Below are 13,428 nucleotides of genomic sequence, written 5' to 3' on the forward strand. Positions count from 1 at the left end.
GGACCTGGATGCCCGGAGGGGGACTCGAACCCCCACTGACGCCGCGTGATTCAGCTTTGGCTTCAGATCGAGTTGTGCGCTGCTGCGCTTCCCCCCGCGCGCGGCGAGGGAGTCTGTGGGGCTCGGGGCCGATGGCGGTCGGCCCCGAGCGGTATTTCTACGAAAGTGGCGTCCCCGCCGCGCATTACCGCGCGGTGCACCTACATTCAGCTCGGGGCCGCCGAATCCTCCCGTTCCGGCAACCCCCGAGCTCCCATGCCACGGTACGGAACCGCCGCGGGTCGGCGCATCTCATTTTTTCCACGCACGTGCTGTAGGCCACAGCGCCCGCGCATTGTCGGCGGCCGCGTGGCTCGTCAGACTGTGCGGATGGGGACATCGACGGAGACGAACCTGCGCGAGCTGACCGAACTCACCGGACCGGCGGCCTGACGCGGTAGGACGAGCCGCTCAGGTGATGATCAACAACTCGGTGTGCGAGGCGATTTCGGCACGCAAGCCCGCCTTGTCCGCGACCTTCGCCAGGCCGCGGACGTCGGTGGGCTCGGCGCGGGTGAGGACCAGGGCACGGGCGAGCAGACCCTTGTGATGCTTGTTGAAATGGCTCACCACGGTGCGACTGCCGTCGGCATGCTCGGTGAGCACATTGGCGGTGACGGCCCCGGGAACCCGGCCGAGCTGCTGATAGGTGCCCGAGCGCAGGTCGACAACGAGGTCGCCGGCGGCCTCGGCGAGCAGGGCCTCCGCGAGCGAGTCGCGCCACACGGCCGAAAGGGTGGGCAGGCCGGGCAGTTTCGAGCCGCCGGAGAGCCGATAGGCCGGGATCGGGTCGCTCGCGCGCACCGCGCCGAACAGGGCGGAGCCGATGCCGAGTCGCGCGTACGCCTTGGCGCGCTGCGGCTTGCTGAACGAGTTCGCGTCCAGCGCGTCGTAGAGCACGCCGGTATAGCGCTCGAGCGCGGGCCGGGTGGGGGAGGTGCGCAGGGCGGCGTTGCGGGCGATCTCGCTGTCAGCCCCCTTGCCGAGGCCGAGCACCGCGCGGCTGGCGTCCGGGTCGGTGGCTAGCTTGGTCAGCTCATCGACGAGCCGGTCACGCACCGCCGTGAGCTGCGGCATCGACAGCTCGCCGAGGTCGAGCGGAACGTCCGTACCACCGTCGGACTTGGTTTCGGAGGGAGGCAGCAGCACCAGCACGAGCGATAACGGTAATGCGCTGTGAACATTGCTCAGCCAGCGACTACCCTGTGCATCCGTGATCACCCGCCTCTCTCGCCTTTTCCTGCGTACCCTGCGCGACGATCCCGCCGACGCCGAGGTGCCCAGCCACAAACTGCTCGTCCGCGCCGGATACGTGCGGCGCGTCGCGCCGGGCGTGTACTCCTGGCTGCCGCTGGGACTGCGCGTGCTGCGCCGGGTGGAAAACGTGGTGCGCGAGGAGATGGACGCGATCGGCGCCCAGGAGATCTCGCTGCCCGCGCTGCTGCCGCGCGACCCGTACGAGACCACCAACCGCTGGACCGAGTACGGCGACAGCCTGTTCCGCCTGCAGGACCGCAAGGGCGCGGACTACCTGCTCGGCCCGACCCACGAGGAACTGTTCGCGCTCACCGTGAAGGGCGAATACAACTCGTACAAGGACCTGCCGGTCATGCTGTACCAGATCCAGAACAAGTACCGCGACGAGGAACGGCCCCGCGCGGGCATCCTGCGTGGGCGCGAATTCATCATGAAGGACTCGTACTCGTTCGACCTGGACGAGGACGGCCTGAAGGCGAGCTACGCCGCGCATCGCGAGGCCTACCAGCGGATCTTCGACCGGCTGCACGTCAAGTACGTCATCGTGGCGGCCACGTCCGGTGCGATGGGCGGCAGTGCGTCCGAGGAGTTCCTGGCCGACAGCCCGGTCGGTGAGGACACCTATGTGCGCTGTGTCGAGTCCGGTTACGCGGCCAACGTAGAGGCCGTGATCACGCCCGCGCCCGCGCCGCTGCCCCTCGAGGGTTTGGCCGAGGCCGTGGTGCACGACACCCCGGACGCGCCCACCATCGCGACCCTCGTCGACTGGGCCAACAGCGCCGGGATCGCGGAGCAGTTCGGCCGTCCCGTCACCGCGGCCGACACCCTGAAGAACGTGATGGTGAAGCTGCGCCACCCGGACGGCAAGTCCGAGATCGTCGGCATCGGCGTCCCCGGCGATCGCGAGGTCGATGACAAGCGCCTCGGCGCCTCCGTCGAACCCGCCGAGGTCGAGTTGCTCACCGAGGCCGACTTCGCCGCCAACCCGTTCCTGGTGAAGGGTTACATCGGGCCGAAGGCATTGCAGGCCAACGGTGTTCGCTTCCTGGTCGATCCTCGTGTTGTCACCGGCACCGCCTGGATCACCGGCGCGGACGCGAAGGGCAAGCACGTCGTCGGCCTGGTCGCCGGGCGTGACTTCACCCCCGACGGCACCATCGAGGCCGCCGAGGTCCGTGACGGCGATCCCTCGCCCGACGGCCGCGGCCCCCTGGTCGCCTCCCGCGGCATCGAGATCGGCCACATCTTCCAGCTCGGCCAGAAGTACACCAACGCCTTCGACGTCGACGTGCTCGGCGAGAACGGCAAGCCGGTGCGCCTGACCATGGGCTCCTACGGCGTCGGTGTCTCCCGCATGGTCGCGGTGATCGCCGAGCAGCAGCACGACGACAAGGGCCTGCGCTGGCCCGCCGAGGTCGCGCCCTACGACGTGCACGTCGTCATCGCGAACAAGGACGAGGCCGCCCGCGCTGGTGCCGAAGAAGTCGTGGCCGGCCTCAACGCCCAAGGCCTCGACGTGCTCTTCGACGACCGCACCGCGTCCCCCGGCGTGAAGTTCAAGGACGCCGAATTGCTCGGCATGCCGCTGGTTCTCGTGGTCGGCCGCGGCTGGGCCGAGGGCAAGGTCGAACTCCGCGACCGGTTCACCGGCGAAGCCGAAGACCTGCCCGCCGACTCGGCCGTCGCCGCCGTCGTCGCGAAGGTCCGCGGCTAGCCACCAACGCTGCGGCACGGCCCCGATGGATACGCCATCGGGGCCGCGCTGTTTTTGCCGGGGAACAGACCGGCGGACCTACGGTGGCGTAGGCGGGATTTGCTGTGTGAGGTAGGACAGACCTGCTCCGGAGTGCGATTACCCGCTGGTAAGTTAACGGCATGACGAGCACCGACGCGTTGTTGTTCAACCCGGCCACCTACGACCCGCAGCAGTTCGACGCCGAGACTCGGCGGCTGCTGCGCGCGACCATCGAGTGGTTCGAGTCGCGGGGTAAGCAGCAGTTGCTGGCCGACGACGCGGACGCGGTGTGGACGGCGGACTTCCTGGACTTCGTCGCGAAGGAAAAGCTGTTCGCGACCTTCCTGACCCCCGCCGCGTACGCCGACGGCGACGAGAACCGGCGCTGGGACGCGGCCCGCAACGCGGCACTGTCGGAGATCTTCGGTTTCTACGGCCTGGCGTACTGGTACGCCGAGCAGGTGACCATCCTCGGCCTCGGCCCGATCTGGCAGAGCGACAACGAGGAGGCCAAGCGACGGGCGGCCGCCGACCTGGCCGAGGGACAGGTGATGGCGTTCGGGCTGTCCGAGCGTGAGCACGGCGCCGACATCTACAACACCGACCTCGTGCTGACCCCGAGCGAGCCGGGCAGCGCCGACGCCGAGGCCGGAATCCTGTTCCGCGCCAACGGTGAAAAGTACTACATCGGCAACGGCAATGTGGCGAGCATGGTTTCGGTGTTCTCGCGGCGCGACGACATCGAGGGCGCGGACGGCTACGTGTGGTTCGCCGCGGACAGCAGGCACGAGAACTATCAGCTGCTCGGCAACGTGGTGCACCAGCAGATGTACGTCAGCACTTTCCGTTTGGACAACTACCCGGTGCGCGCGCAGGACATCCTGCATACCGGACCCGAGGCGTTCTCCGCGGCGCTGAACACCGTCAACGTCGGCAAGTTCAACCTCTGCCACGGCGGCATCGGCATGGTCGAGCACTCCTTCTACGAGGCGATCACGCACGCGAACAACCGCATCCTCTACGGCAACCCGGTCACCGAGTTCCCGCATGTGCGAACGAATTTCGTCGATGCCTACGCCCGCATCGTGGCGATGAAGCTGTTCAGCGATCGCGCCGTCGACTACTTCCGCAGCGCGAGCCTGGAGGACCGGCGCTACCTGCTGTTCAACCCGATGACGAAGTCGAAGGTGACCTCCGAGGGCGAGACCGTGATGACGCTGCTGCTGGATGTGCTCGCGGCCAAGGGATTCGAGAAGAACACCTACTTCGCCGAGGTGGCGCGACTGATCAACACGCTGCCCCGGCTCGAGGGCACCGTGCACGTGAACGTCGGGCAGATCCTGAAGTTCATGCCGAACTACCTGTTCAACCCGAAGGACTACCCGGAGATCGGCACCCGGCGCGACGCCGCCGACGACGGGTTCTTCTGGCAGCAGGGCCCGGCGCGCGGCGCGGGCAAGGTGCAGTTCGCCGACTGGACCCCCGCCTACGAGAAGCACGCCGACATCCCGAACGTCGGCCGCTTCTTCGAGCAGGCCCAGGCGCTGCGCACGCTGCTGTCCACCGCCGCCCCCAGCGCCGACCAGCAGCAGGACCTGGACTTCATGTTGACCATCGGCCACCTGTTCTCCCTGGTGGTCTACGGCCAGCTGATCCTGGAGCAGGCGGCGATCACCGGCCTGGACCGCGATCTGCTCGACCAGATCTTCGACTTCCAGATCCGCGACTTCAACACCTACGCCACCACGCTGTACGGCAAGCCGTCCGCCACTCCCGACCAACAGGGTTGGGCCGCTTCGGCGTTGCGTCCGCCGGTCGCCGACCGCCCGCGCTTCGACCGCGTCTGGGCCGAGGTCGCGTCCTATGACGGTGCGTACGCGATGCGCCCGTAGTCGCTGCCGCGAAAAGGCCGGTCCACAGCGGGACCGGCCTTTTCGGTGAGTTAGGGGTCAGGCTTTGCCTGGAAAGGCGATCGTCGGCGGGTTCGTGCCCAGGATCGACTGCCAAGTGGCAAGCCGCACAGCGCTTTCCGTCAACGCGTCGACGCCCAACCGGCGGATGGGTTCGGAGTCGCCACGTTCGACCACCGAGCGCCACGCGACGGCGGTGTCGGCTTCGACCGTCGCGGCCAGATGGGCGGCCGGAATGGGATCGTTGACCGGAAACGGGACGGTGTAGGCGGCGTCCGGCGGTGGCGCGGTGACGCCGCCCGCGGTGAGCGCGTCGATGGTGGCGTCCCGGCGGGCACGGTGCGCGGCGGTGTTCGCGGCGACGAGGCGGCCGCGTTCGGCGGAGGCATACGCGGCGATCACACCGTAGGCGTAGACCGCCCCGTATTCGGCACGCAGCGCATCGAGCAGTGCTTGGCGTTCGGCATCTGTCATGCGAGCAACACTCCTGCGTGAACGGCGCAAGCCGCGCTGATCGAGGCGAGCAGCCCCGCCCGATACCCGGACTGGCCGCGAGCCAGCTCGGCGGCCGCCTGCTGCGACTTGGTGAGCTGAACCCGTAGCGCCTCGACCGTCGGCGGCGGGCTCGGCGGTATCGCCGTCCCGGACGACACCGTGGACGGGCCGGAGGACTGCGCAGGGCCGTTCGCGCGGGTCCGGTGGACCGGCTTGGTGCCGTCACCGTAAACGCCGATCAGTCGATCGATCTCAGCCTTCAAAGCGTCTGCGTGCGCGGTCCTTTCGGTCGCGATCGCGGTCAGCGCGCTGTGCCGCTGCGGCGCCAACGCGATGGCCGCGGTCGCCGCGGCGGCATCGGTGCGGGCCTGAATCTCTTGGGTGGCAAGCGGATCCGGTTCGTACACTTTGTCATCGCCACAGCCGGTCGCCGCGCCGAGCGCGAGCACACCGACCGCACCGCCACCGGCGAGCCGTAACATGCCGCGGCGGTCCATGGCGAGCCGGGAATCGTGCCGGTCGGAGGGGATGCCGGAGGTGCACAGGACGATCGGCTGCGCGGGAAGGCGGATAGGCACGGCACCATCGTGCCAGATTCGCGAGACCGCACCGGGCCAGGCATAGACGTGGCGCGCGTAGTGCCTGCCCATTGGTCCTTTACACTCTCTGGGCGCGTTACGCTAGACCCCTCGGTAGAAAATTCCCACCGCTTGCGACTGCTCGCAGCGCGCAAGAAACGACACCGCCGTGACAACTGAACCAGGAGCCGCCCCATATGCCGATGCCGACCGAGGAAAGGCTGAGCCAGCTGGTAGCTGGACTCGTCGAACGCCGAGGATTCGACCTCGAGGGCGTCGAGATTTCGATGACCGGTAAGCATGCGGACGCGCAGGCTCGACTGAAGGTGACCGTCGACAGTGACGGCCCTTCCGATTTGGACACCATCGCCACCCTCAGCACCGAGCTCTCGGAGTTGTTCGACGAGGCAGGCGATTTCGGCGAGACGCCGTATTTATTGGAAGTCACCACCCCGGGCGTCGACCGTCCGCTCACCGCGGACCGGCACTGGCGTCGCGCGCGCGGACGCAAGGCGCGCGTCCACCTACGCGAGGGTGCGCAGGCCCCCGAGCCGGGCGGATCGGCGAAGTTCGAGGCCAGGGTGGGTGAGCTCAGCGGCGATACGGTGGCGCTGGTGCTCGGCGGTAAGCACAAACCACATGTGGTGCACGTCCCGCTCGCCGATATCGCCGAGGCGGTCGTGCAAGTGGAATTCTCTAAGCCGGGCGCCAAGGAATTGGCACTCGCCGGGGGCATCATCCCCGGTCGCCCGGTACCTGGCCAGGAAGACGATGAGCCGGCGGTCGACGCCGCGGATGTTCGAGGATCAACACCATTACTACCCGAATCAGTAACAGCGTCCGATTCGCCGACCGAAGGGATCGTGGAATGAACATCGAAATCGAAGCCCTGCGCGCGATCGTCGCCGACAAGGGGATCTCGATCGAGACCGTGATCTCCGCGATCGAGTCGGCGCTGCTCACCGCGTACCGGCACACCGAGGGCCACCAGCCCAACGCGCGCATCGACATCAACCAGAAGACCGGAACGGTCCGGGTGATGGCGCGCGAGCTGGACGCCGACGGCAACATGGTCTCCGAATGGGACGACACCCCAGAGGGTTTCGGCCGCATCGCGGCGACCACCGCCCGTCAGGTGGTGCTGCAGCGGCTGCGTGACGCCGAGAACGAGAAGTCCTTCGGCGAGTTCTCCACGCACGAGGGCGACATCGTCGGCGGTGTGGTGCAGCGCGACGCCAGAGCCAACGCCAGAGGCACCATCGTGGTGCGCATCGGCAGCGAGCTGCACGGCGCGGAGGGTTTGATCCCGCCCGCCGAGCAGGTGCCGGGTGAGACCTACGAGCACGGCGACCGGATCAAGTGCTACGTCGTCGGTGTCTCGCGCGGTCCGCGCGGCCCGCAGATCACCCTCTCCCGCACGCACCCCAATCTGGTGCGGCGGCTGTTCGCGCTCGAGGTGCCCGAAATCGCCGACGGCTCGGTGGAAATCGTCGCGGTGGCGCGCGAGGCCGGGCACCGCTCCAAGATCGCGGTGCGCAGCACCGTGTCCGGGGTCAACGCCAAGGGCGCCTGCATCGGCCCGATGGGGCAGCGGGTGCGCAACGTGATGAGCGAGCTGGCCGGCGAGAAGATCGACATCATCGATTACGCGGAGGATCCGGCGACGTTCGTCGGCAATGCGCTGTCGCCGTCGAAAGTGGTGTCGGTCACCATCGTCGATCCCGAGGCGCGTGCCGCGCGGGTGGTGGTGCCGGACTTCCAGCTCTCGCTCGCCATCGGCAAGGAGGGGCAGAACGCCCGCCTGGCCGCCAGGCTGACCGGCTGGCGAATCGATATCCGCAGCGACGCCGCCCCGGACATGGGCGGCGGCTCGGTGCGGACGGAGGCGCACCGGAGTTGACCGGAACCGACGCGGCGCACCGTCCGTTGGACATCTCGGGTCGCGAATCGGACCGTCGGGATGACATGTTGGTAACTTCCGCGGGGGAGCGGTTCGTTGATCCGACCGGGTCGGCGGTAGAGTGGACACAGGTTCAGCACGCGCAACCGATTCGGACCTGTATCGGATGCCGGAAGCGCGAGTTGGCCGCCGATCTGTTGCGGATCGTGGCACGGGAAACGGATACCGGAAACGGCCCGAATTCCGTCACGATCCTTCCCGATCCGCGGCGCAGACTTCCCGGACGGGGTGCCTGGTTGCACCCCGTCTCGGCTTGTCTGACCGCGGCAGAGCGGCGCCGAGCATTCGGCAGAGCACTAAGAGTGTCCGGAAATCTGGATATCTCAGCCCTGGAGAAGTACCTCGAGAACAGGCACGAGCACTCATGAGCACACCGTGAAGCACCAACGATGAACGTCCATCGGAGATAACCCGAGGTCGTGCGGGCCCCGTCCCTGAACAACGGGTGCACCTGCTCGACCTCTCAGTGAGGAGAGCAGTGGCAGGCAAGGCCCGCGTGCACGAGTTGGCCAAAGAACTCGGTGTCACCAGCAAGGAACTACTCGCACAGCTCAAAGAGCAGGGCGAGTTCGTGAAGTCGGCGTCCTCGACGGTGGAAGCTCCCGTCGCGCGTCGGCTGCGTGAGTCGTTCGCATCCAAATCAGCCCCCGCGAACGGCACCAAGTCGGGATCACGCCCCGGCCCGTCCTCGTCGGCCCGTCCGGCCGCGAAGCCCGCAGGAAACGGTCCCCGTCCGGGCCCGCGTCCGTCGGCTCCCGCGCCCGCACCGGCCGCGGCGGCTCAGCAGGAAACCGTCCGCGAGACCCCGCGTACCAGCGAGGGACCGGCCGTGAAGCCGGGACCCGCGGCACGTCCCACCCCGGCTCCCGCGGCCAAGCCCGCGCCCGCCCAGGAAGTCGCACCGGCAGCCGCCGCGTCGGCGTCCACCGAGGCGGCCGCGAGCTCCGCACCCGCGGCACCGGCCGGGCCGCGCCCGACGCCGAACGCCGCGCGTCCGGGTCAGCAGCAGCGTCCCGGTGCCCCGGCACAGGGTTCGCCGCGTCCCGGTGGTTCGGGCCCGCGTCCGGGTCCGAAGACCCCCCGGGTCGGCAACAATCCTTATTCGTCGGCTCCCGAGCGTCCCGCGCCGCGTCCGGCCCCCGGTCAGGGTGGCCCGCGTCCCGGCCCGGCTCAGGGTGGCCCGCGTCCCGGCCCGGCGCAGGGTTCGTCGCGTCCGGGTACTCCGGCGCAGGGTTCGCGCCCAGCGCCCGGTCAGGGCGGTCCCCGTCCCGGCGGTCCGCGGCCGAGCCCCGGCTCGATGCCGCCGCGGCCTAATCCCGGTGCCATGCCCGCTCGTTCGGCTCGTCCGGCTCCGGGCGGCGGCGCGGGTGGCGGTCGTCCCGGTGGTCCGGGTGGTCGTCCCGGTGGACCGGGCGGTCGTCCCGGTGGCGGCGGCGGTGGCGGTGGCTACCGCGGCGGTCCCGGTGGTGGCGGTGGCGGCACGGGTGCGCCCGGTGCGGGTGCCGGTGCTCCCGCGGCCGGTGGTTTCCGTGGTCGTCCCGGTGGCGGTGGCGGTCGTCCCGGTGGTCCGGGTGGACGTGGCGGCGCGGCCGGCGCGTTCGGTCGTCCCGGTGGCGCTGTTCGCCGTGGCCGTAAGTCGAAGCGGGCGAAGCGCGCCGAGTACGAGAGCATGCAGGCGCCCGCCGTTGGTGGCGTGCGGCTGCCGCGCGGTAACGGCGAGATCATCCGTCTCGCCCGCGGCGCGTCGCTGTCGGACTTCGCGGACAAGATCGACGCCAACCCGGCCTCACTGGTCCAAGCCTTGTTCAACCTCGGCGAAATGGTCACCGCGACCCAGTCGGTGAACGACGAGACCCTCGAGCTGCTCGGCAGCGAGATGAACTACGTCGTGCACGTGGTCAGCCCGGAAGACGAGGACCGCGAGCTGCTGGAATCGTTCGACCTGACCTACGGCGAGGACGAGGGCGGCGAAGACGACCTCGAGCAGCGTCCGCCGGTGGTGACCGTGATGGGTCACGTCGACCACGGTAAGACCCGACTGCTGGACACGATCCGTAAGGCCAACGTCCGTGAGGGCGAGGCCGGTGGCATCACCCAGCACATCGGCGCCTACCAGGTGATGACGCACCTCGGCGAGAACGATCGCCTGATCACCTTCATCGACACCCCGGGTCACGAGGCGTTCACCGCCATGCGTGCCCGTGGTGCGAAGGCCACCGATATCGCGATCCTGGTGGTCGCCGCCGACGACGGCGTCATGCCGCAGACGGTGGAGGCGATCAACCACGCGCAAGCGGCCGACGTGCCGATCGTGGTGGCGGTCAACAAGATCGACAAGGAAGGCGCGAACCCGGACAAGATCCGGCAGCAGCTGACCGAATACAACCTGGTTGCCGAGGAATACGGTGGCGACACCATGTTCGTCGACATCTCCGCGCGAGAGAACATCAACATCGAGGCCCTCCTCGAGGCTGTGCTGCTCACCGCGGACGCGGCACTGGACCTGCGGGCGAACCCGGACATGGACGCGCAGGGTGTTGCCATCGAGGCGCACCTCGACCGCGGCCGTGGCCCGGTGGCGACCGTGCTCATCCAGCGCGGCACGCTGCGCGTCGGCGACTCGATCGTGGCGGGCGACGCCTATGGTCGCGTCCGGCGCATGGTCGACGAGCACGGCGAGGATGTCATCGCGGCGTTGCCGTCGCGGCCGGTCCAGGTCATCGGCTTCACGTCGGTGCCGGGTGCCGGTGACAACCTGCTGGTTGTCGACGAGGACCGGATCGCTCGCCAGATCGCCGACCGCCGCAATGCGCGCAAGCGCAACGCGCTGGCCGCACGCAGCCGCAAGCGGATCAGCCTGGAAGATCTCGATGCCGCACTGAAGGAGACTTCGGAGCTCAACCTGATCCTCAAGGGCGACAACTCCGGTACCGTCGAGGCCCTCGAAGAGGCGCTGCTCGGTATCCAGATCGACGACGAGGTTCGCCTGCGGGTCATCGACCGCGGTGTCGGTGGTGTCACCGAGACCAACGTCAACCTGGCATCGGCGTCGAACGCGATCATCATCGGGTTCAACGTCCGGGCCGAGGGCAAGGCCACCGAGCTGGCCAACCGCGAAGGCGTGGACATCCGGTACTACTCGGTGATCTACCAGGCCATCGACGAGATCGAGAAGGCCCTCAAGGGCATGCTCAAGCCGATCTACGAAGAGGTCGAGCTGGGCCGGGCGGAGATCCGCGCGATCTTCCGTTCGTCGAAGATCGGCAACATCGCCGGCTGCATGGTCACCTCGGGTTCGGTCAAGCGCAACGCCAAGGCGCGCCTGCTCCGCGACAACGTGGTGGTCGCCGAAACGGTCACGATCTCTTCCTTGAAGCGGGAAAAGGACGACGTCACCGAGGTCCGCGAGGGCTTCGAATGCGGTTTGACGTTGACCTACAACGACATCAAGGAAGGCGACATCATCGAGGCCTACGAGCTGCGCGAGAAGCCGCGCGACTGAGTTCACACACCGCACGTCACGCCGGGCACCCGCTCGGCGTGACGTGCGGGATGAGCTCTGCGAAGCTCGGGCCTTTTTCGACACAAAGAGGTGCGTAGTTGTTTCTGGGGGCACTCGAGTTCGACCTTCTCCTCGGAGACGTGCACTCGCTGAAAGAGAAGCGTTCCGTGATCCGGCCGATCCTGGCCGAATTGCAGCGCTTCGGGGTGAGTGCCGCCGAGGGCGGCGAGCAAGACCGCCATCGTCGCTCATTGCTGGGGGTTGCCCTGGTCAGTTCCGGTATGGATCACCTGACCGAGGTACTCGACCGCTGTGAGCGGCACGTCGCGGCACGTCCGGAGTTACAGTTGCTGGCAGTGCGCCGCAGGATCTTCGGACCCGAAGACTAACTATCTAGTGAGGAAGGTTCAGCCATGGTGGATCAAGCCAGGGCACGCCGACTCGCCAAGCGGATCTCCTCGATCGTGGCCACCGCGATCGAGTACGAGATCAAGGATCCGCGGCTGGGTTTCGTGACCGTCACCGACGCCAAGGTCACCGGCGATCTGCGCGACGCGACGGTGTACTACACGGTGCTCGGCGAAACCTTGGATGCCGAACCGGACTATCTGGGCGCGGCAGCGGGCCTGGAGAAGGCCAAGGGGGTGCTGCGCTCGAAGGTGGGCGCGGGCACCGGCGTGAAGTTCACGCCGACCCTGACGTTCGTGCTCGACAAGGTGCCCGAGGTCGCCAAGGACATGGAAGAGCTGCTGGCCAGGGCCAAGGCAGCGGACGAAGAGGTGGCGAAGGTGGCCGCCAACGCCAGGCACGCGGGCGACGCCGACCCATACAAGGTCGAACGCGACGACGCAGAGTGACCTGCGGTAGACGATGACGATAATGCGGGACGCGGTCGACCTCGAATCTGCCGTCGAGGCGTTGAACGCCGCCCGTTCGGTCACCATCGTCTGCCACGTACAACCGGACGCCGACACCATCGGCAGCGGCCTCGCGCTGGCGCTGATCCTGCACCGGCGCGGGGTGCCGGTATGGGTGTCGTTCGCCGAACCGGCCGAGCTGCCCGAGTCCATGCGGTCGCTGCCCGGTGTGCGGCACCTGGTGGCGCCTGCCGACGTGCCCGCCGAGGTCGATCTGCTGATCGCGGTCGATTGCGGTAGTGCCGGTCGGCTCGGTGCGCTGGCCGATCGAATGCCCGGTGCGGCACAAACTTTGGTGATCGACCATCATCGCTCCAATGCCCGGTTCGGGACGATCAATGTGGTCGACGCGGGTGCGGAGTCGACGACGAGCCTGATCGTGCGGTTGCTCGATGTGTGGGGCGTGGCGATCGATGCCGAAGTGGCGCATTGCCTTTACGCGGGCCTGGTGACCGATACCGGCTCGTTCCGGTGGGTTCGTCCCGGGACGCACGAGCTGGCCCAGCGGCTGTTGGCCACCGGCATCGACGGGGCCGAGATCGCCAGGGCGCTGCTGGACACCCATCCGTTCGGGTGGTTGACCATGCTGTCCCGGGTGCTCGGCACCGCGCAGCTGGTGCCGGGCGTGCACGGTGGCATCGGGCTGGTGTACGCGTTCGTGCGGCTCGCCGATATCGCCGAGGTGAGTTCGGAAGAGGCAGAGAGCGTTATCGACATCGTTCGCACGACCTCGGAGGCGGGGATCGCGGCGGTGTTCAAGGAATCCAGTACCGGTGGGGACCGGTGGACGGTGTCGTTGCGTGCTCGCGACAGTCAGCCGGGAGCCGACGATGGGGTGGACGTTGCGGAGGTAGCGTCCGCGCTCGGGGGTGGTGGTCATCGGTTCGCCGCCGGGTATACGGCCTATGGCAGTCCCGATGACCTGGTGGCCGGGCTGCTTGCCGCGCTGGGTTGAGCGTGGGTTGCTCGCGCTCTTGCCCTCCACTGCTGAGGCCTCGCGTCCGGACATCTATATACGCGTGGCGATGAGGGGTG

Annotated in this window: 12 protein-coding genes; 9 read left to right on the top strand and 3 right to left on the bottom strand. The window is 68.2% G+C overall.

Going from position 1 to position 13,428, the window contains the following annotated elements:
* Positions 1-450: 450 nt before the first annotated feature.
* Positions 451-1,194 carry a peroxide stress protein YaaA gene (gene yaaA, locus ACIBCN_RS16515; RefSeq protein WP_396992379.1) on the bottom strand — a complete coding sequence of 248 codons (744 nt, stop codon included), beginning with the start codon at positions 1,192-1,194 and terminating at the stop codon, positions 451-453.
* A gap of 58 nt (positions 1,195-1,252) precedes the next feature.
* Here yaaA and ACIBCN_RS16520 point away from each other — a divergent pair, with 58 nt between their 5' ends.
* Both ACIBCN_RS16520 and ACIBCN_RS16525 read left to right on the top strand, forming a co-directional pair.
* The gene (locus tag ACIBCN_RS16520) at positions 1,253-3,010 is read left to right on the top strand and encodes a proline--tRNA ligase (protein ID WP_396992380.1); all 1,758 of its coding nucleotides are present in this window, start codon (positions 1,253-1,255) and stop codon (positions 3,008-3,010) included.
* A gap of 161 nt (positions 3,011-3,171) precedes the next feature.
* Positions 3,172-4,923, top strand: a complete 1,752-nt coding sequence (locus tag ACIBCN_RS16525) for an acyl-CoA dehydrogenase family protein (protein ID WP_396992381.1) — start codon at positions 3,172-3,174, stop codon at positions 4,921-4,923.
* 57 nt (positions 4,924-4,980) lie between these two features.
* On the opposite strand, the gene ACIBCN_RS16530 is transcribed toward ACIBCN_RS16525, so the two are convergent.
* Together ACIBCN_RS16530 and ACIBCN_RS16535 are read right to left on the bottom strand one after the other, a co-directional pair.
* Positions 4,981-5,415, bottom strand: coding sequence for a ferritin-like domain-containing protein (locus ACIBCN_RS16530; protein ID WP_396992382.1), 435 nt, complete (start codon positions 5,413-5,415; stop codon positions 4,981-4,983).
* A complete protein-coding gene (locus ACIBCN_RS16535) occupies positions 5,412-6,014 on the bottom strand; it encodes a hypothetical protein (protein WP_396992383.1) in 603 nt (200 codons plus the stop codon). The genes ACIBCN_RS16530 and ACIBCN_RS16535 overlap by 4 nt, the downstream gene beginning before the upstream one ends.
* A gap of 197 nt (positions 6,015-6,211) precedes the next feature.
* Here ACIBCN_RS16535 and rimP point away from each other — a divergent pair, with 197 nt between their 5' ends.
* From rimP to ACIBCN_RS16570, 7 genes are all read left to right on the top strand, one after another.
* Positions 6,212-6,886 carry a ribosome maturation factor RimP gene (gene rimP, locus ACIBCN_RS16540; protein ID WP_396992384.1) on the top strand — a complete coding sequence of 225 codons (675 nt, stop codon included), beginning with the start codon at positions 6,212-6,214 and terminating at the stop codon, positions 6,884-6,886.
* Complete coding sequence (nusA, locus tag ACIBCN_RS16545; protein WP_107658281.1) at positions 6,883-7,914, top strand: transcription termination factor NusA; 1,032 nt, start codon at positions 6,883-6,885, stop codon at positions 7,912-7,914. Before rimP ends, nusA begins: the two co-directional genes overlap by 4 nt.
* Before the next feature lie 68 nt (positions 7,915-7,982).
* The gene (locus ACIBCN_RS16550) at positions 7,983-8,342 is read left to right on the top strand and encodes a YlxR family protein (RefSeq protein ID WP_396992593.1); all 360 of its coding nucleotides are present in this window, start codon (positions 7,983-7,985) and stop codon (positions 8,340-8,342) included.
* A 110-nt stretch (positions 8,343-8,452) separates the two neighbouring features.
* Positions 8,453-11,476, top strand: coding sequence for a translation initiation factor IF-2 (infB, locus tag ACIBCN_RS16555; RefSeq protein ID WP_396992385.1), 3,024 nt, complete (start codon positions 8,453-8,455; stop codon positions 11,474-11,476).
* 98 nt (positions 11,477-11,574) lie between these two features.
* Entirely contained in the window at positions 11,575-11,865 is a 291-nt protein-coding gene (locus tag ACIBCN_RS16560; protein WP_357378586.1) for a DUF503 domain-containing protein, read from the top strand.
* Between the two features lie 24 nt (positions 11,866-11,889).
* Positions 11,890-12,333 (top strand): 30S ribosome-binding factor RbfA, encoded by a 444-nt coding sequence (rbfA, locus tag ACIBCN_RS16565; RefSeq protein WP_396992386.1) that lies wholly within the window; start codon positions 11,890-11,892, stop codon positions 12,331-12,333.
* Between the two features lie 13 nt (positions 12,334-12,346).
* The gene (locus ACIBCN_RS16570) at positions 12,347-13,348 is read left to right on the top strand and encodes a bifunctional oligoribonuclease/PAP phosphatase NrnA (protein WP_396992387.1); all 1,002 of its coding nucleotides are present in this window, start codon (positions 12,347-12,349) and stop codon (positions 13,346-13,348) included.
* The last annotated feature ends 80 nt before the right edge of the window (positions 13,349-13,428 follow it).

The sequence above is a fragment of the Nocardia sp. NPDC051052 genome (genome assembly GCF_044456045.1).
Classification (GTDB): domain Bacteria; phylum Actinomycetota; class Actinomycetes; order Mycobacteriales; family Mycobacteriaceae; genus Nocardia.